At 67.7% G+C, this 17436-nt stretch carries 16 protein-coding genes; 2 read left to right on the forward strand and 14 right to left on the reverse strand.

What is annotated here, in order from left to right; translation table 11 throughout:
- The first annotated feature begins 13 nt into the window (after nucleotides 1–13).
- Entirely contained in the window at nucleotides 14–1462 is a 1449-nt protein-coding gene (locus tag VEC57_05125) for a UdgX family uracil-DNA binding protein (GenBank protein ID HYB98499.1), read from the forward strand.
- Here VEC57_05125 and VEC57_05130 read toward each other — a convergent pair.
- The 13 genes from VEC57_05130 to VEC57_05190 all read right to left on the reverse strand — a co-directional run bounded on the left by VEC57_05130 (nucleotide 1459) and on the right by VEC57_05190 (nucleotide 13258).
- Nucleotides 1459–2877 carry an NAD(P)/FAD-dependent oxidoreductase gene (locus VEC57_05130; GenBank protein ID HYB98500.1) on the reverse strand — a complete coding sequence of 473 codons (1419 nt, stop codon included), beginning with the start codon at nucleotides 2875–2877 and terminating at the stop codon, nucleotides 1459–1461. The genes VEC57_05125 and VEC57_05130 overlap by 4 nt on opposite strands.
- Nucleotides 2878–2961: 84 nt before the next feature.
- Nucleotides 2962–4308 (reverse strand): tetratricopeptide repeat protein, encoded by a 1347-nt coding sequence (locus VEC57_05135; protein ID HYB98501.1) that lies wholly within the window; start codon nucleotides 4306–4308, stop codon nucleotides 2962–2964.
- Nucleotides 4309–4321: 13 nt separating this feature from the next.
- Complete coding sequence (locus VEC57_05140) at nucleotides 4322–4969, reverse strand: energy transducer TonB (protein HYB98502.1); 648 nt, start codon at nucleotides 4967–4969, stop codon at nucleotides 4322–4324.
- Nucleotides 4970–4972: 3 nt separating this feature from the next.
- Nucleotides 4973–5389, reverse strand: coding sequence for a biopolymer transporter ExbD (locus VEC57_05145; protein ID HYB98503.1), 417 nt, complete (start codon nucleotides 5387–5389; stop codon nucleotides 4973–4975).
- A 6-nt stretch (nucleotides 5390–5395) separates the two neighbouring features.
- Entirely contained in the window at nucleotides 5396–5824 is a 429-nt protein-coding gene (locus tag VEC57_05150) for a biopolymer transporter ExbD (protein HYB98504.1), read from the reverse strand.
- Between the two features lies 1 nt (nucleotide 5825).
- A complete protein-coding gene (locus VEC57_05155) occupies nucleotides 5826–6440 on the reverse strand; it encodes a MotA/TolQ/ExbB proton channel family protein (protein HYB98505.1) in 615 nt (204 codons plus the stop codon).
- On the reverse strand, nucleotides 6433–7818 hold the full coding sequence (locus tag VEC57_05160) for a MotA/TolQ/ExbB proton channel family protein (protein HYB98506.1): 1386 nt from the start codon (nucleotides 7816–7818) through the stop codon (nucleotides 6433–6435). Before VEC57_05160 ends, VEC57_05155 begins: the two co-directional genes overlap by 8 nt.
- Nucleotides 7815–8711 carry a DUF3450 domain-containing protein gene (locus VEC57_05165; GenBank protein HYB98507.1) on the reverse strand — a complete coding sequence of 299 codons (897 nt, stop codon included), beginning with the start codon at nucleotides 8709–8711 and terminating at the stop codon, nucleotides 7815–7817. Before VEC57_05165 ends, VEC57_05160 begins: the two co-directional genes overlap by 4 nt.
- Nucleotides 8712–8956: 245 nt before the next feature.
- The gene (locus tag VEC57_05170; protein HYB98508.1) at nucleotides 8957–9811 is read right to left on the reverse strand and encodes a class I SAM-dependent methyltransferase; all 855 of its coding nucleotides are present in this window, start codon (nucleotides 9809–9811) and stop codon (nucleotides 8957–8959) included.
- Nucleotides 9808–10506 (reverse strand): phytanoyl-CoA dioxygenase family protein, encoded by a 699-nt coding sequence (locus VEC57_05175; GenBank protein HYB98509.1) that lies wholly within the window; start codon nucleotides 10504–10506, stop codon nucleotides 9808–9810. Before VEC57_05175 ends, VEC57_05170 begins: the two co-directional genes overlap by 4 nt.
- A complete protein-coding gene (locus tag VEC57_05180) occupies nucleotides 10503–11936 on the reverse strand; it encodes a radical SAM protein (GenBank protein ID HYB98510.1) in 1434 nt (477 codons plus the stop codon). The genes VEC57_05175 and VEC57_05180 overlap by 4 nt, the downstream gene beginning before the upstream one ends.
- Nucleotides 11933–12739 carry a hypothetical protein gene (locus VEC57_05185; protein HYB98511.1) on the reverse strand — a complete coding sequence of 269 codons (807 nt, stop codon included), beginning with the start codon at nucleotides 12737–12739 and terminating at the stop codon, nucleotides 11933–11935. Before VEC57_05185 ends, VEC57_05180 begins: the two co-directional genes overlap by 4 nt.
- Before the next feature lie 180 nt (nucleotides 12740–12919).
- On the reverse strand, nucleotides 12920–13258 hold the full coding sequence (locus VEC57_05190) for a hypothetical protein (protein ID HYB98512.1): 339 nt from the start codon (nucleotides 13256–13258) through the stop codon (nucleotides 12920–12922).
- A gap of 323 nt (nucleotides 13259–13581) precedes the next feature.
- Between VEC57_05190 and VEC57_05195 the strand changes: the two genes are divergently transcribed.
- Nucleotides 13582–15015, forward strand: a complete 1434-nt coding sequence (locus tag VEC57_05195) for an ammonium transporter (protein ID HYB98513.1) — start codon at nucleotides 13582–13584, stop codon at nucleotides 15013–15015.
- 223 nt (nucleotides 15016–15238) lie between these two features.
- Here the strand turns inward: VEC57_05195 and VEC57_05200 are convergent, their stop codons facing one another.
- On the reverse strand, nucleotides 15239–17203 hold the full coding sequence (locus tag VEC57_05200) for a L,D-transpeptidase family protein (GenBank protein ID HYB98514.1): 1965 nt from the start codon (nucleotides 17201–17203) through the stop codon (nucleotides 15239–15241).
- Between the last annotated feature and the right edge of the window lie 233 nt (nucleotides 17204–17436).

Raw genomic sequence — 17436 nt, forward strand, 5'->3', positions numbered from 1 at the left:
CGGCGGCGAAGCAGTGAGACTGAACAACATCGAGCCGAACTTCGAGTCGTGGCAAAGCGCCGCAAGAGGGGCGTTGCACGATGAACTGTCGCCAAGCGACGTCGTGTGGAACTCCAGTGCCGGCGAACCCTCCCTCGACCTTTTCGGCGGCGCAGGTCGCGCCGTTCCCGCCGCGCAGGGATCGGTCGATGACGACGCACACACGGGCGGCGCTGTCGGCACGGAGCGCCGCGCCTTCCGCGTCCCAGCCGCGTTTCTGAAGACCGCGCGCGTCGTCGCCTTGCACTCGGACGAATCGAGGTGGTCGCTGCTCTACCGTGTGTTGTGGCGGCTCACCCACGGCGAGCCGAAGCTGTTGGAGATTCCCACGGATCGGGACGTTGTCGCTCTGCGGCACATGGAACAGGAAGTACGAAAGGATGCGTATCGCATGCGGCAATACGTCCGATTCCGGGAAACGCAGCTCGAGGGCGAGCGATGGTTCGTGGCGTGGTACGAGCCCGAGCACGAGTCGATCCAACTGAACGAACGATTTTTCGCCGACCGATTTACGAACATGCGCTGGAGCATCCTTACGCCAAAGCGCTGCATGCACTGGAATGGTGAGGAGATCAGCTTCAGCGCGGGTGCGGACAAGTCGCGTGCGCCTCTCGCCGACGACGTGGAATCGCTTTGGATCACGTACTACTCCAGCATCTTCAACCCCGCGCGCGTGAAGGTCCGCGCGATGAAAGCGCAGATGCCGGTGCGCAACTGGAAGAATCTTCCCGAAGCGAACGCCATCGCACCGCTACTCGCCAACGCGCCGATCCGCGTCAACGCCATGATCGAGCGCAGTGAATTGCAGCGCGTGCACGACAGCGACTACTCACTCGCCCAACCGCCGCAGACACGCGACTGGCCGTTGCTGCGCGATGCCGCGCGGACGTGCAAAGCGTGCCCGCTTTGGAGAAACGCGACGTGCACCGTGTTCGGAGAAGGCTCGCTTGATGCGCGCGTCGTCCTGGTCGGTGAACAGCCCGGCAATGATGAAGACCTCGCCGGCAAGCCATTCATCGGTCCCGCCGGTCAGGTGCTCGATCGCGCGCTCGCGGCGGCGGGGATCGGCCGTTCGCAGCTCTACGTCACGAACGCGGTGAAGCACTTCCAATGGGAGCCGCGCGGCAAACGCCGCATTCACAAAAGGCCGGGCGCACGCGACATCGCAGCATGCCGTCCATGGCTCGAGGCGGAATTGGAACTGTTGAAACCGGAACTGGTCGTCGCGCTCGGCGCTACCGCGGCCCGTTCGCTGTTCGACACGCAGATCGGCGTCACCGAGACGCGCGGGCGCATCCTCGATTCCCGATTCGGCCCCACGCTCGTGACGATTCATCCGTCCGCGCTGCTCCGCCTGCCGCCAGGAGCGCAATACGAGTCCGGGTTCCAGAAGTTCGTCGCCGACCTGCGCCAGATGCTCTAACCGAGCCGCCGCAGGACGGCCTGCGCCGCCCAATAGCCGCACATCCCATGCACGCCGCCCCCGGGCGGAGTCGAGCTCGAGCAGAGGAAGAGGCGCGGATTGGGCGTGGTGTAGGGATTCCAGCGCGGCACCGGGCGGAAGAGGAACTGTCGCAGCACATTCGCGCCGCCGCCGATGTCGCCGCCGATCATGTTCGCATTGTGACGTTCGATGTCGCTGGAGGTCATGACATGGCGGGCCAGGATCTGATCGCGGAAACCTGGCGCGCACGCTTCGATGCGTTGTTCGATTCGCGCCGTCACGTCCAGATCGCACCCGTGCGGCATGTGACAGTAAGCCCACCCGGTGTGCTGCCCGGCCGGGGCGCGCGTCGCATCGAACAAGGACTGCTGCGCGACGAGCACGAACGGACGCTCGGAAACGCGGCCATGAAAGGCATCATCCTCGGACGCGGCGATTTCCTCGAAGCTCTCGCCGATGTGGACAGTCGCGGCGCGCCGGCAGTCCGGGTTTTTCCATGGGATCGGGCCGCGCAGCGCCCAGTCGATCTTGAACACGCCGGGGCCGTAGCGAAACCGTTCGAGTCTCCGCCGATAGCCTGACGGCAACGCTTCGCCGGCGATGGCAGCGATTTGTCTCGGCGTCAGATCGAACAATACCGCTCTGGATTCTGGCACGTCGCCGAGAGAGCGGACGACCGTGTCGGTCTGAAGTGCGCCGCCGTGCTCGCACAGGCAACGCAGCAGCGCATCGACGATCGCCTGCGACCCGCCGCGTGCACACGGCCAGTCGAATGCATGCGCGGCGACGGCGAGTGCCAATCCGAACGATGCACTGGCGAGGGCTTCGAGCGGGAGAAACGAATGCGCTGCGCAGCCCGCGAACAGGGCGCGCGCACCCTTTGTGTGAAACCGGCGAATCACATTGGCGCACGAGCGGACGGCGACTGCTCCAAATCGCGCCATCAACAATGGGTGTTTCGGCCAGCGAATTGGCCGCAGGATGTCCTCGAAGAACGCGTCGTGGGAGTCGACAAACGGCCGGAGCAGGTCACGCCACGCGGGACCATCCCTTCCCAGCGCCGAAGCGGTCGCCTCCAAGGAACGTTCGAGCACGGCCGCACTGCCGCTGGAGAAGGCATGCGCGAGCGGCAGCGGGCACCGCACCCACTCCAGTCCATGGCGCTCGAGCTCGAGCTCACGAAAGACCGGCGACGCCAGACCCATCGGGTGGATGGCCGCGCAAACATCGTGATGGAATTTCGGCAACGTGAGCTCGGCGGTGCGACAGCCCCCGCCCGCAACGCCCTTCGCCTCCATCACGAGCACACGGTAGCCGGCCCGCGCCAGGCACGTCGCTGCCGTCAGGCCGTTCGGGCCCGCGCCCACGACCACCACCTCATAGGAATCCGCCATGCCTGTTCCCGGTTTGCGCTGCCGCGCTGCACGACAGTGTGCCGCACGAAAACGAGGAATGCAGGTTCGAGAGCAGTGTTCGCGCTAATTCACGCTAGCCAGGTTCACCCCCTGCGACGCCTCCTGCTGCGCCCGCATCCGCTTCTGCTCGAGATGATTGAGATATGTCTCAGCCGCCGCCCGCGTCTTCTGATCCGCCGAGGCCGATCGGAACGCACGCTCCGCTTCCTCGAAGCGGTTGGCGCCGAGCTGCGCGATTCCCACCAGGAGCTCGATGGAACCGCGCTGCTCGTCCGGCGCTTTCGCGAGCGCCTTTGCCAAGGCTTCGCGTGCCAGCTCGAAGCGGTCGCGCTGGAGATGGAGCTGACCGAGCAGCAGCAGGCTCTGCCCGCTCGGCAGCAGGTCTCCAGCCTTGGCCAGCGGTGCCAGGGCGCGATCGGTCTCGCGCGCGGCGATCAGGCAGTTGGCGAGCAGCTCGTAGGCCTCGCCGTCGCCGTGGACGACGCCGGCCGTCATCCCTTCCTCCATCGTCTGCGCGCAGCGGTAGGGAAGGTCGTGCGCGAAGAAGAAGCGCGCAAGCTGGCGATATTCGCGGTCCTCGTCGAGCAGGCGCGCGGTGTGGGCCAGGCCCATCGTGGCCACCGCGTCGCCGCCGCGCCCGAGCGTGTTCTCGATGGTGGCAAGCTGAATCCAGTAGCGCTTGGTCTGCGGTGACAGCGCCACCAGGCGCTCGAGCGTGGCCGCGACGCCGGCGTAGTCCTGGAGCTCGAACTGGATCGCCGCCATCAGCTGCAGCCAGCTCTCGCGCGGCTGGCCCATTCTGCCGATGGCCTCCTGCGCCGGCACGCGCGCCTCAGCGTACTTCTCCTGCTGCACGAGGATCATCGCCTTGAGGAAGTAGGCTTCCGGCTTGGGATCCTCCGCAGCCGCGAACCAGCGGTCGATCAGCTCGAGTGCCTGCGCGTACTGGCCACTCTGCGTGTGGATCTGAGCCAGCGAGTACATCAGTCCCTGCCGCGCCGCCGGATCGAGCGCGTCCTGCGCCAGCGACTTCTCGAACTCCTGCGCGGCCGCCTCCGTAGTGCCCTTGGAGAGCAGGATGTAGCCGCGGAAGCGATGGATCTGCGCGATGTCCGCCGGCTCGAGCTTTCGAACCCTGGCCAGGTCGTCGACGATGCGCAGTGCGTCGTCGAGCTTGTTGTCCTCCATGGAGGAGTTGGCGCGGAGCAGACGTTCGGCGATGGCAGGTGTGACCGTGACCGAAGCGCCTGTCTGGCTCTGGGAAGCGTGTGCAGGCGCCGCGAGCAGCGCCACAGCAAGAAGCAACGCAGCGCCGCGCCGCGCGAGTGCGCGGCGGCAAGGAAGGGGATGTCCGGCGGCGCTGTCTCGCCGCCCGCTGCGAAGATCGCGCCTGGCGCCAACTGCTTTCATGGGTTGTCCGTGGTCACGCGTCCAGCTTGAACCGCAGCACGACCTCGATGCCCGGCGTTTCCACCGTCTGTCCCGATCGCATCTGCGGCTCGTATTTCCATTTGGCAACGGCCGCGGCGGCCGCGCGTTCGAAGATCGAGTTGCTCGACTTGACGACGGCGACGTCTTTGACGGAGCCCGCCGTCGAGATGGTGAAGCGAAGCTGCACCCAGCCTTCGAGGCCGCGCCGCGCCGCCTGCGGGGGATACTGCGGCTCTACGCGCACCAGCGGCAGCGCGCCGCGATCGCTCATGCCGCCGCCGAAGGCGAGGCCGCCGGGAATGCCTCGGCCGTCGCCGCCGCCACCGCCGGCAGATCCGAACTCGGCCCCGATGCCGGCGGCTATCGCCCGGACGTCAAGGCCCAGGTCGACGCCCTTCTGCTCGGCCACCGCCATCGTCGGCACGACCGGCACCTGCTCGGGCTTTGCGCGCTGAGGCTTCTCGCGCTTCTTCTCTTCGACCTCGACTTCGCGGCGCAGCCGTACGAACTCGACCTTGGCGAGATGCACGGTCTCGGCCGCCTCGGTGCGCGTCCTGGTCATGCGGCCGAGAAAGCCGAACATGCTCGCGGTCAGGAACGTGGCCAGCACGAACGCAACGGGGAAGCGGAGCATCGACATCCCCTACTTCGACTCGGGCCCGGAGGCGCCGATGGCGACCTTCTTGACGCCGCCGAGCTTCACCTCGTCCATCACCTGCGCGAGCAGGCCTGCCCTGGCACTCTTGTCGGCGATCACGATCACCGAGTCCTCGGGACGTTCCAGGTGCAGTCGCTCGATGGTCGGACGGATCTCGCGCATGTCGACCTGGCGGCGATCCATCCAGATCTCACCGTTGGGCCGGATGGCAACCAGGATGTTGCCCGACTCCTCGTGCACGGCCGTCTGCGCTTGCGGGCGCGACACGGTGACGCCCGCCTCGCGCACGAACGAGGTCGTGATGATGAAGAAGATCAGGAGGTTCAGGACGAAGTCGAGCATCGGCGCCAGGTCGATGCCGTGCTCCTCGCCCTCGTGCGACGCATGTCTGCGACCGAGCATCGCCGCCTACCTCGAGGATGTCCCGACCGAGACGTTCTGCACGCCGCCCAGCCGCACCTGATCGATCACCTGCACGAGCAGCCCGGTCTCGGTGTTCTGTTCGGCCGTGACCATGACGCCCCAGTCCGGTTTCTGCGCGTGCAGGCGGTCGACGTTGGCGCGCACGGCGCGCACGTCCACCACGCGGTTGTCCACGAGGATCTCGCCGCTCTGCTTGACCACGACCGAAATGCTGCCCGTGCTCTTCTCGGCGCCGGCCGTCGCCGAGCCGGCGGCGCCGCCGCCGTGGCGCTGCACCTCGATGCCGACCTCCTTGACGAACACGGCGGTGATGATGAAGAAGATGAGCAGGTTCAGGACGAAGTCGAGCATCGGCGCCAGGTCGATCCCCGCGCCTTCCTCGATCGCCGCCGAATGTCGCCGCGTCTTGCGCACGTCAGTACACCAGCTTGTCGCCGATCAGCTCGGTCTCGCGCGCGGTGCGCGAGCGGAAGTGATAGACCGGGTACAGGCCCGAGATGCTGACGGCGAGGCCCGTCAGAGTGCAGATCATGGCTTCGGATACGCCGCTGGCCATTGCGCGCGCGTCGGCCGAGCCCTTCATGGCCATCGAGTCGAAGACCTCGAGCATGCCGCCGACCGTGCCGATCAGCCCGAGCAGCGGTGAGAGCGGCACCAGCACGCGCAGCAGTGGAGCGTTGGTGTTCATCGCCGCGTTCAGCCGCGAGATCATCGCCGTTCGGATCTGGTGTGCGCACCAGGAGTGGTGATCGCTGCGCGACTCCCACGCGCGCACCGCCTCGCGCGTCTGGCGCGGCAGCACGCGGCGGAAGTACCACCAGCGCTCCAGCACGAGCGTCCACAGGACAACGCCGCACGCGAAGATCGCGACGACGAACGGGCCGCCTTCGTCGATCAGGGCCTGCACCGGCGCGGCCAGCTCCTGAACGCGCGCCAGGATCAGCTCCGGCAGCACGGTGAAGGCATCCGGCGCGTCCACAGACGTTGCGGTCATCCGCCCGAGGAACTGCGCGAAGATCATCTCAGCCATCGCGGTGCCGCGCCTTGGCGCGCTCGAGCCGCTCGGCCAGAATGCCCGCGCTCTGCTCGTCCAGGATCTGCACGACGCCGCGCGACATCGACGCCAGCCCGGCATTCATGAACAGCAGCGGGATCGCGATGCCGAGGCCGAGCACCGTGGCGATCATGGCCTGACCGATGCCGTTGGCCATCAGGCGCGGGTCGGAGGACCCGGACTCGGTGATGGACTGGAACGTGATGATCATGCCGATCACGGTTCCGATCAGCCCGAGCAGCGGACCGGCGGCAACGGTCAGGCGCAGGAACGCCTGGAAACGCTCCAGGCGCGGCACCTCGCGAAGCACCGCCTCCGAGATGCGAAGCTCGACGACTTCGGCGTCCTCTTCGATCGTCTCGGGCGTCGTGCGCACCGAGCGCAGCACGCGGCCGAGCGGGTTGTCCGTCCGCGGCTGGTCGAGGTTGGCGAGCTGGCGGCGCACGGCCAGGCGCGTCCAGACCAGGTAGAGCGTCTGGTAGAGCGCGGCGAGAACGCCGATCAAACCGACGGCGATGATCAGGTAGCCGACGGCTTCGCCCTTCTCGATGCGTTCCATCATGTCGGGGCGCTGCACGATCATCGTCAGCAGCACGCCGCGCGTCGGATCCACCGCGGCGTGCACGTAGCCCTCGCGCGCAGTCTGGAGATCGCGCGCCAGCGAGGTCAGATCGTCGGACGGCTGGCGTGCCAGCACGGCAAGCTGGCCGAGGCTCGGCAGATAGTTCAGGTAGCGGCCTTCCGACATCGCCACGAAGCTGCCGATGCGCACGACCTGCGCCTGGCGGGCATTCCCGCTGGCCTCGACGATGGTTGCCGGGAAGCGCACGACGCGTCCGCTCTCCGTCATCTCCCGCTGCAACTCGAACCACAGCCGCTCCAGATCCTCCGTGGACGGCAGAAATTTGGCCTTGCCCAGCTCGGTGAAGAACTTGTCGCGTCCGGGGTACTGCGCCGACAGAAGCGATGTGTACATGACGTTGGCGCCGTCGCCCGCAACCTGCCGCACCACGCCGAACAGCTCGCCGAGGCTGCCCATGCGCTGGTTCATCAGGTCTTCCTGCTCGGCCAGCTTACGCTCGTTCTCGTCGAAGCGCGCCGACAGTGCCTTGCTGCGCGCCTCGGCCTCGTCCCGCTTGCGCACGGCCTCCGCGAGCATGCGCGCCTGATCCTGCTTGCTGGCAAGAAAGATGCGCTCACGCTCGGCATTGACCTTTTCGTGCTCGGCACGCGCGTTGCGCGTCCGTTCGAGCAGCTCTTCGAGCGTAGCCGGCTTGTCGGCGGCGCCCGCCGGCAACGTCGACAGGACCACGGCCACAGCCGCAGTGGCAAGGATGGAAAGACGGGCGATCACGAGCGGACCTCCACCGGCGCCGGCACGGGGGCCAGCAGCATCTCGGGAGCGCGCAGCTTCAGCGCCACCGCGACTCCTTCCTTGAATGCATGAGCGTAGTCGTTGTCCACGACCCATCGGCCAGCGCCTGTATCCCAATAACCCGTCTCCTTGCCGTCGAGCGTCTGGTAGAGGAGCGAGACGCGACCGATGCGCAGGAATTTGGCGGTTCTGGCTTCATCGCCGGCGGTGCGGGCCGGCGCATCGTCCGCCCCGGTGAGCTTGGCTTCGTAGGCTTCGATGGTGCGCCCATAGTCCATCTCGACCTGGTAGGCCTCGATGATGCGGCGATACTTCTCGGAGATGGTCACATCGGCGCGGTCCATCATGCCTTCGAGAACCGCCACGCGATTGCGGCGCTCCTCCACGAGGAAGGGAATGTCCAGCTCGACGAACTGGCGAAGCGTGGCCAGCATGCGCTGCATCAGCGGCGTCACCGAACGCGCGGTGGCCTCGACTTCGTCGAGACGGGTCTGAATGCCGGCGAGCTCCTCGCTCTGCGAGGCAACCTGCTTTTCGAGCTGAGCCGCGTAGCTGGCATGGCTCTCGGCGTCGGCCAAGGCCTTGCGGTACTCGGACAGCAGCCTCTGGGTTTCCTCGTCCAGCTGGTCGATACGCTGCTGGGCGGCCAGATCGGCCCTGTAGGTCTCTTTCTGCTCGGCCCGCGCGCGCTCCAGCAGCTCGGTCGATGCCGGCTTGGCCGCCGTCGAGTCGGTCGCTGGCGGTGTCGAGCTCGCAGCCGCCGCTGGCGGAACGGCTGGCCCGGTGGCAGCGTCGGCCGCGACTCCGGCTGCAGGTGCCATCATGAGCGCGCAGGCCAGCGTAAGCCCGGATATCGTCAGGTCGTGTCGCATATCGCTCCCCCTGCCGAGGTGGATGGTTCAGGTTCGATGAAAGCCGAGAGGCCACCGAGGTGGTGTCAGGTTCCGGTTGCGGGCACGCGGTATCCGTACCGTCACCCGAGACCACCATCGATGACCAACGGGTGGCAATCTGAGGGCGCCGTGTCAGGCCCGCGTCAGTGCTCGGTTGGAATTCGGTTAAGACGCGAAATGCGCAGCGACGAGGTGGCGTCGTTGTCGGCGCGCGGCCACGACCCTCAGCGCTGCGCCGTCCACCCGATCCACCGCTCCCACCGCCACGATGCAGGATCGCAGCGTTCGTAAGCAGCGTCGATGATCGCGTTGCGCGCGGCGGGAGCGAGCGGCGCGAGCAGCGGGTCCGTCACGACGGGGATCTTCATCCAGTCACGCAGCATCGGTTGCGTCAGTCGAACGCGAAATCGCCAGCGCCGGCTGCGAAAGCCGGCCGTTGCCAGCGTCGATTCCACGCTGGCGACGTCCGCGGGCACAGGTGTCGGATCGCAAGGAAGCCTTCCTCGGATGCGCTCCTGGCCATCGAACGTGTGCCCCGCCGCGATCTCCGCCGGCAATCTCAGCAGCAGCGGATCGGTGCCGCCGCCTGGCGCGTCGGGCTCGCCGAGGTAGAGCGCCGGCACGTTGAACGACAAGAGGCCGCCAGGCGCGAGCGCTCGCGCCAGCATTGCGAACGTCTGTCCGAGCGGCTGCAGCAACCAGATCGCCGCGCTGCAGACGATTCGGTCGAACGCGGCGTCGGCCGCCGGCAGCGTCGCCAGCCAGCGAACACGCGGATCGAGCACGCGTGATTCGCCGGCCGCACGCATTGCCCGGGCGGGCTCCACGCAGACGACGCGGCCGTCGCCGTTCAGGCGCGTCAGCACCGCGTGCGTGGTGCCGCCGATCCCCGCGCCGAGATCGAGCACGCGATCGCTTCGCCGGATGCGTGCGTGACGTACCACCGCGCGGCTCGCGGCGGCGTAGCGGCCGTAGCTTGCATCGAACGCGGCATACGCCTCCGCCGTTCGCGGATCGTCCCAACCAAGGGCGCCGCCGTGTTGCGGCGCAGGCCACGTCGGTGCAGTCGCGGCGCTCACGCGAGCTCGCTGCGCGGCCGGTAGCGGTAGTCGACGGAGATCCGCAGCCGGTCGGCCGTCAGGTTCGGCAGGGCGCGGTGGATCGTCGTGCTCGAGAAAAAGATGACGTCTCCGGGCTCGAGATCTCCGGTTGCCCATTCGGCATCGTCGTCCACCGTCACGCCATCGCTGGCGTGCTCGCAAAGCCCGTTGCGGTGCGAACCTGGCAGCACGGCGAGTGGACCAAGCGGCAGCGGACAGCGGGTGAGCGGCATCCACGCGGTCCACATCCGCTCACTCGAGCGAACATAGGCCGCGTCCTGATGCGGCGGCGTCGTCAGATCGACGGCGCCGGGCGAGACCAGCCGGCACAGATCGCCAACGTTCGGTACGGGGTCGTCGTCCAGGATGGTTTGGAGCGTGGTGCGAATCGAAGGCGACGCCTGCAGGCCACCGTACGCCTTCGTCCCCATGATCTCCTGCAGGAATGCGATGAAGCGCGGATCGTCGTAAGCGCCGAGCCGCAGGGACGGGTCGGTGCGGCCGCGCCGGAGCCAACCGCGTGCCACGCAGGCGCCGGCGACCCGTCTACGCAGCCGCATCAAGCGGTCCTGCGGGATCGCCCGCCGCAGGAACAGATAGCCATCGGCGGCCGCCCGCCGCCGCAGCGTCTCCGGCGATGCGCCTGTCGAGTCCTGGAGCGCGGCGATCTTCATGCGGCCACCGGCGCCGGCAGCTGTCCCATTCGCCGGAGGTTGTGCTCGCCTTTAAAGCGCAGGCACTGGCGGATGAGCGAGCGCATCTGCGGCGTGTAGCGGAAGAAATCGAGCTCGAGGGAAGCGTCGTCCAGGTAGTAGCGATGATAGGCGGCACGGTCGCCGAGCGGCGGCGGCTCGCACCGCTTGGAGTAGCGCTCCTCGAGCCACCAGTCCGTGAAGCCGTAACCGGCGTGATACTCCTCGTAAAGAGGGGTCCCGGGAAACGGGATCAGGACGCCGAGCGTGCTGAACGCGTCGACCATCGGCGCAATGCGTTCCATGAAGCGGAGCGTATGCTCGACGTGCTCGGGCTCTTCTTGCGGAAATCCCAGCATGAAGTTGCACGCGGTGGTCAGCCCGAGCTCTTTCGCCCATTCGAGCGCACGCACCACCGTTGCGGTGGTGATGCCCTTCTTGATGGCGCGCAGGATGCGGTCATCGCCGCTCTCGACGCCGAAGTTGACGGCGACGCAGCCGGCGTCGCGCATCGTGCGCAACATCTCGAACGTCACCATGCTGGCGCGCGTGATCGCGCTCCATCCCAGGGGAAAGGCCACGTCGCGGCGCAGCGCCTCGCACAGGCTCTCCAGATGATCGCGGCGGGCGGTGAGAGCGTCGTCCCAGAACGGATAGAACGTAGCGCCACCCGAGGCGTGGTAGGCGTTCAGCTCGGCGGCGACGTCGGAGGCGCTGCGATAGCGAAACCCGCGGCCGGTAACGTAGTTCGCACAGAAGGTGCAGCGCGCAGGACAGCCGCGGCTGGTGAGCATGCCGCCAGGCGCGGCCGTGCCAGCGGCGCCGTACCAGCGCGCGTCGAACAGTGCCTGCGCGCGTTGCGGCCAGGCCAGCGTGTCGAGGCTTTCGACGAAGCCGCGCGGGCCGGTATGGTGGAAGCTGCCGTCGGCGGCGCGCACGTGAAGGCCGGGCACCGTGTGGAGGGCGCGGTGGCCTTCGACGACGTCGACGAGGTCCAGAATCGTCTCTTCGGCCTCGCCGCTGACGGCAACGTCGAAGCCGCGCGCAAGCGGCTCGAGCGGCCGCACCGTCGTGTGCGCGCCGCCGGCCACGAACAGCGGACGTTTCCTGGAGCGCCCGCCTGGCGCCGTCGCCGGCCCGTCCACGAGGACCGTCTCGCGCAAGACATCGACGAGCCGATAGGCATGCCACACCCAGCGCGTGAACAGTCCCATGCCGACGATGTCCGGCTCGAGGTCGATCACCGCCTGCGCGATGAGCTCGTGCGATCCTTCGAAAGAGCGCGCCGCCGCATCGATCACCGTCACATCGCAGCCGCGCCCTAGCAGCGCCGCAGCGACGTACTGCAAGCCGAGCAGCGGAGCGCCGAGCCGCTCAGGCGACGGCGGATTGATGAGAACGACGCGTGTCACGCCAGGAACGGGCCGGCCTCGAGCGCTTTCGTGCTGTAAACCTCGCCAAGAACGACGGGGCCGACCGGCACATAAGGAGGAGCGAAGCTCGGGACCGGTCCTTTGCCGAGCACGTTGACGAGCGTGGCGCCCCGATACCAACCGGCAAACCCGTTCGAGTAGACGCGTGCGAACTCCTCGGTCGCGATGGCTGCGTTGGGATCGTCCATTCGCTCCATCAGTACTTCCGAGAGTGCACGAGCGAGCACATCCGGCGTCATGCCGATCCTGCCGGGCGCGATACCTCTCCTCAGCGGGCGTGGTTTGATCGGCGTGTCCGGCGCCTCCCCTGCCGCCACTGCCGCGAACTGCGGGAGCGCCTTGTTGATGGCCATGTAGTAGCTCGCGGCCCAGGTCCGCCATGCCTCCCACGACACCCCGGAGAATGCAGCAGCGACGTCGCCGGGCGCCCCGGCGTTTTGCATCGAGGTATGAACGAGTTGCTCGAACGATGGGCCCGAGAGCGACCCCGGTTTGAGGAACACGTTGCTGGCGTTGACCACGCCGCCGGTGAGCTGCGCGGCCTGAGTCCACTCGTCGACACCCTGCGAAATGCCGCTGAGGGCCGCGTCGATCCACCGGCGCCACGTTTCGATCGGAACCCCGCCCGCGACGCCGCCGGCGTGTGCCTGCCGGACGCGAGGCAACACTGCAGTCACGAGAGCCGCGAGCGTGATCCTCGCCGCGCCGGTCAGCAACTCGCGGCGCGAGAGGTCCGGCCCCTCGCCATGTGAACGCTTGGATGGACGTGGTGACTTATCCATGAGCTCCCCTCGGCAGCGATCCTTGAATGCATCGCTGGGAGGCGAACTTAACACAGCGATCGCCTCGATGACCAAGGCGCCTTGCAAGTAAAGTTCGGCCGTAGGTCACTCGCGCCCGGCTCTGACGCCGTCGAGGGATCAGTTGGCGGTTCGGGAAGGCGGCATGGTGGCGGGCGACGGTCAAGCGGCCCGTCCGCGGCGAGGTGCTTCGCGTGGAGCGACGATCAATTCCAGGGCAGCCCGGCCGCCGGACATTCCAGCTCGACCTGCTGTCAGCATGCGGTCGTACAGCACGACCTCGTCCAGCGTGCCGGTGAAATAACGCGTGAAGCCCTGCGTGCGATTGCCGAGGCTGCCATGATTGATGGCATCGCCCTCGGTCTCATCCAGGGTGAACCACAGGACGGGCTGGTCGGCCGCAACGGCCTCCTGGAACGCTTCCGGAGCGCCCGGTGCCGGCGCCGCGCCGATCAGGACGAGCAGCGGGAGCACCAGCCAGGGCGGACGAGTGTGGCGCATGGCGTGATCCTAGCGCCGCGGTCCCTGCGCACCCACGCGACCGGGACCGCACGCATGCCTAAATCTTGCGCGCGGCCGTGCCGCCGAATCGGGCAGGGCACCGGAATCGACGGCGGCCGCCGCCTTCGAAAGCACGGTCGTACGCGCGCGAAAGGCGCCGCGGCCGTATCCTCCATGCAGAGAAATCGAGGATTTAGCGGTGGGCAGCCTTCCGCCGTCGCTCGCCCGCTCCCCCTGGCACCTCCGTTGCACAAGCGCGCCCATCGTTGCGCGATGCGGCCTCGGCCGCACGGGCCATCCGCAACCGACTAGGAGGACCGAGCATGACTACTACCGATCATTCCGCGCGGCGCCGCCGCGTTCTCTCGCTTTGCGCTGCGCTGGCGCTTCCGCTGCTGGCCGCGACCGCAGGCTTCGCCGAAGAGGCGGCCGAAGCGCCGCCTGCCGTCGATACCGGCGATACGGCGTGGGTGCTCGTGTCCACCGCGCTCGTGCTCATGATGACCCTGCCCGGCCTGGCGCTGTTCTACGGCGGCCTGGTGCGGGCCAAGAACGTCCTGAACGTCCTCATGCAGTGCTTCCTGTCGGCCGGTGTCGTCGGCGTGCTGTGGGTGGTCGTCGGCTACAGCCTGGCCTTCGGTGAAGGCAACTCGTTCATCGGCGACTTCTCCAAGGTGGGCCTGGCGGGAGTGACGCTGGAATCGGTCACCGCCAACTTCGCCTCGCCGCCCCGCAACATTCCCGAATACGTGTTCATCATGTTCCAGGGCATGTTCGCCATCATCACTCCGGCCCTGATCCTGGGCGCGGTGGCCGAGCGCATGAAGTTCAGCGCGTGGCTGGCCTTCATCACGATATGGCTGCTGGTGGTCTATTGCCCGCTCGCGCACATGGTCTGGGGCGGCACGGGCTGGATCTTCAATGCCGGCGCCATCGACTTCGCCGGCGGCCTCGTCGTCCACATGTCCAGCGGCTTCTCCGCGCTGGTTGCGGCCATCATGCTCGGAAGCCGTCGCGGCTTCGGCAGGGAGCCGATGCCGCCGCACAGCCTGCCGCTGTGCCTGATCGGTGCGGGCCTGCTGTGGACGGGATGGTTCGGCTTCAACGCCGGCAGCGCCCTGAGCGCCAGCCCGCTGGCCACGCTGGCTTTCCTGAACACGAGCACGGCCGCTTCCACGGCAACTCTGGTGTGGGCGATCGTGGAGTGGATTCATCGCGGCAAGCCGACCGCTCTCGGCGGCGCCACCGCTGCGGTGGCCGGCCTCGTCGCGATCACGCCTGCCTGCGGCAACGTCTCTCCCATGGGAGCCATCGCCATCGGCGCCGGTGTCGTGGCGGTCTCGTACACGGCCTGCACGTTCCTGAAGCCTGCCCTCGGCTACGACGACTCGCTTGATGTCTTCGGCGTTCACGCTCTCGGCGGCCTGTGGGGAGCTTTGGCGGCAGGCATTTTCGCCGTCACGCTCGGCTCCGGCATCGAGAGCAACGCGCAGCAGATCATGGTGCAGCTGAAGAGCATCGCCTTCGTGGTGGTCTTCGCGCCGGTGGCGACCTTCATCATCCTGAGCGTGCTCAAGATGTTCTTCGGCTCGCTGCGAGTGCACGAGGAAGACGAGGCTGCCGGCCTCGACCTGACCGAGCATGCCGAGACCGCCTATTCGATGGCCGGCGGCAGCGGCCTGGCCATGATGGAGGGAATTGCGCACGAGGTGCACGGCTCGACGCTGACCGCCACCAAACCGAAGATGGCGCACTAGCCTGGGACATGGCGTTGCGGGCCCAGGGCACGCAACGCGCAAGAAGGCACGCTTCATCCTCTTTTGCGTGCTCGACGGAGCCCGATGACCGCGTCAGGGAGCGCGGCATCGGGCTCTTCGTTTTTCGCCGTGAGCGCGGAGGGACGGTTGACGGTGCCTGCAATCGCCGGCTTCCGCTGGCGGAGCGCCGATTGGCGACGTCGCGCGGGCCCTTCGGCGCCCGCTACCGCGTCGTCTGCATCCGCGTCGGCTCGGCCCATGGCCACGCCGGCGGCATCAGCGGATCGTCGGCGCCGCGCGTGCGGCTCTCCTGCACATCCGTGCCCAGCGCTTCGGTGACGCGCGGATCGTCGGCCGCGCGAGGATCATCGAGGCCGACGTGCCTCAGCGCCGCCGTTTCGCCGCCGCCGTCGGAGGCGAGTTGGAGGCCCGAGTTGTCGCGTGCGACCTGCACGCCGCCGTTGTCGAGATTGTAGACGTCCTTGCGCAGCTCCAGACGGCCCTGATCGTTGACGAGCGCCGTGAAGTAGACGATGTGCACCGGGACCTTCTCTCTCAGATTGACCTGCACGGTCTTGCCGGCGCGTATCGCAGCCTGCAGCTTCTGCGGGCTCCATGCCGGATCGTCGCGCAGGAGATATTCGGCCAGCTCCACCGGCTTGCTCACCCGGATGCAGCCATGGCTGAGCGCGCGCGCCTGGGAGGCGAAGTGCCGCTTCCCCGGCGTGTCGTGCAGGTAGACGTTGTACTTGTTGGGCATCATGAACTTGAGACGGCCAAGCGGGTTCTTCGGCCCCGGCTTCTGCCGCAGATGCCCGTCCTTGGTCTGGACGATTCCCTCGCGCCGGAAGTAGCCGCGGTCGCGTTTGGCGATGGGCCAGATCTCCCGGGAGGCGATGCTCTCCGGAATTCCCCATTCCGGGTTGATGACGATGTGCTCGAGGACGTCGCTGAACAGCGGCGTCTGCCAGGTTGGCAGACCGACGATGACCGGGAACTTCATCTGCTCGCGTCCGTCGCTGATGACGCTCAGCTCGAAGGTCGGAATGTTGACGAGGATGTATTCGTCGGCCCCGTCCAGCGTGACGTCGCGCCACCGCTGCATGTTGCGCTCGATGGCCTCGACGATGTCGCGAACCGGACGGTTGAGCTCACGCGCCGTGGTCGGACCGAATGCGCCGTCGGCCTTCAGGCCGCGGTCGGCCTGGAAGTTCTTCACGGCGGTGGCGAGCTCGGTGCTGTAGCGGCACTGCGCCGGGGCCTTCCTGCCGGGCGCAGGCGGTGCCTCCTCGGTGGTGGAGTAGAGATAGCCTTCCGATGCCAGACGCTTTTCGAGTGCCTTGACGCTCGCGCAGTCGTAGGTTCCGCCGCTCGACATCGACTTGTCGCCCGGCACCGCGTGCCAGCCGCCGCCGCGCTCGATGTTCTGATAGCGCGACAGCATGTCGCCGAGTCTGGTCAGCTGGTCGCTGCCCGCGCTGCCAAAGCTCGGCTCGGCATCGTCGAACGTCTCGAAGCTGCCGAAGCCGCGGTCGGTCGTGCGCGCCGGCTGGTAGCTCTCGCGCGGCGGCTCGCTGTGCTGCGGGCGAGCCTGCTCGCGCTGCGGCGCGTATTCGCCGCCGGCAGGCGGATATTCGCGCGGTCTTTGCGGCTGCGGCCGGTAGATCCGGTCATCCGACTGCACTGGCTCGCGATACGTGCGCGGCTGCTCGGCCGGCTCGCTGCGCGGCGCCGGCTCACGGTACGCGGGGCGCGGCACGGGCTCGCGCCGCTGCTGCGGCACCTGGCGATACTCCCGATCGTCGCGACGCTCGGTGGGCCGGTATGCCGGAGGCTGCGCAGGCTCGTACGAGCGAGGGCGGCGTACGCCGTCATCGTCCTCGTACTCATAGTAGCGGGGCCTGCTCTGTACCGGCTCGCGATACGGCGGCCGCGGCTCGTCGGGCTCGTAGTAGCGCGGATCGACCGGCTCGCGGCGGCGCGGAGCGGGCGGGTAGTACGGCTCACGCTGCGGGCGCGGCGGATAGTAGGCGCGCGGCGGATACTGAATGCGCGGCGGCTCGGGCTCGCGATCCGCATACTGCGCCGCGGCCGGAGCGACGTTTGCCAGCAGCGTCATTGCGCCCCCAAGCAGCGCCGCTGCAGTTCTGGCAACGTGGCGGTCGTTGCCGCACCTGGTCGAGCTCATGGCGACGGCTCGCACTCCTTGCCCGTGGGGCGTTGCATGCGCTGGCCCCTTGATGGTGGCCGCGCGTCGGGATTCACGCTTTCAGCGTAGCCGCACAATGATGGATCAACCATGTCGATCGGCAAGTTTGCGGTAACGCTCGTGGCGCCGTTGCAAGCTTCAGGCGAATGCGGACGTTCGCCGCAGCGGCGCATTCCGTGATGCCGGTGCAAGCATGCGTGCGCTGGCGTTCG

The organism is Candidatus Limnocylindrales bacterium (genome assembly GCA_035626395.1).
Lineage (GTDB): Bacteria > Desulfobacterota > Binatia > UBA1149 > CAITLU01 > DASPNH01.

Excerpts from the sequence above, each read along its gene's own strand:
- VEC57_05130 (HYB98500.1), bottom strand. The coding sequence starts at position 2,877 with ATGGCGGATTCCTATGAGGTGGTGGTCGTGGGCGCGGGCCCGAACGGC.
- VEC57_05135 (HYB98501.1), bottom strand. The coding sequence starts at position 4,308 with ATGAAAGCAGTTGGCGCCAGGCGCGATCTTCGCAGCGGGCGGCGAGAC.
- VEC57_05140 (HYB98502.1), bottom strand. The coding sequence starts at position 4,969 with ATGTCGATGCTCCGCTTCCCCGTTGCGTTCGTGCTGGCCACGTTCCTG.
- VEC57_05145 (HYB98503.1), bottom strand. The coding sequence starts at position 5,389 with ATGCTCGGTCGCAGACATGCGTCGCACGAGGGCGAGGAGCACGGCATC.
- VEC57_05155 (HYB98505.1), bottom strand. The coding sequence starts at position 6,440 with ATGGCTGAGATGATCTTCGCGCAGTTCCTCGGGCGGATGACCGCAACG.
- VEC57_05165 (HYB98507.1), bottom strand. The coding sequence starts at position 8,711 with ATGCGACACGACCTGACGATATCCGGGCTTACGCTGGCCTGCGCGCTC.
- VEC57_05175 (HYB98509.1), bottom strand. The coding sequence starts at position 10,506 with ATGAAGATCGCCGCGCTCCAGGACTCGACAGGCGCATCGCCGGAGACG.
- VEC57_05185 (HYB98511.1), bottom strand. The coding sequence starts at position 12,739 with ATGGATAAGTCACCACGTCCATCCAAGCGTTCACATGGCGAGGGGCCG.
- VEC57_05190 (HYB98512.1), bottom strand. The coding sequence starts at position 13,258 with ATGCGCCACACTCGTCCGCCCTGGCTGGTGCTCCCGCTGCTCGTCCTG.
- VEC57_05195 (HYB98513.1), top strand. The coding sequence starts at position 13,582 with ATGACTACTACCGATCATTCCGCGCGGCGCCGCCGCGTTCTCTCGCTT.
- VEC57_05200 (HYB98514.1), bottom strand. The coding sequence starts at position 17,203 with ATGAGCTCGACCAGGTGCGGCAACGACCGCCACGTTGCCAGAACTGCA.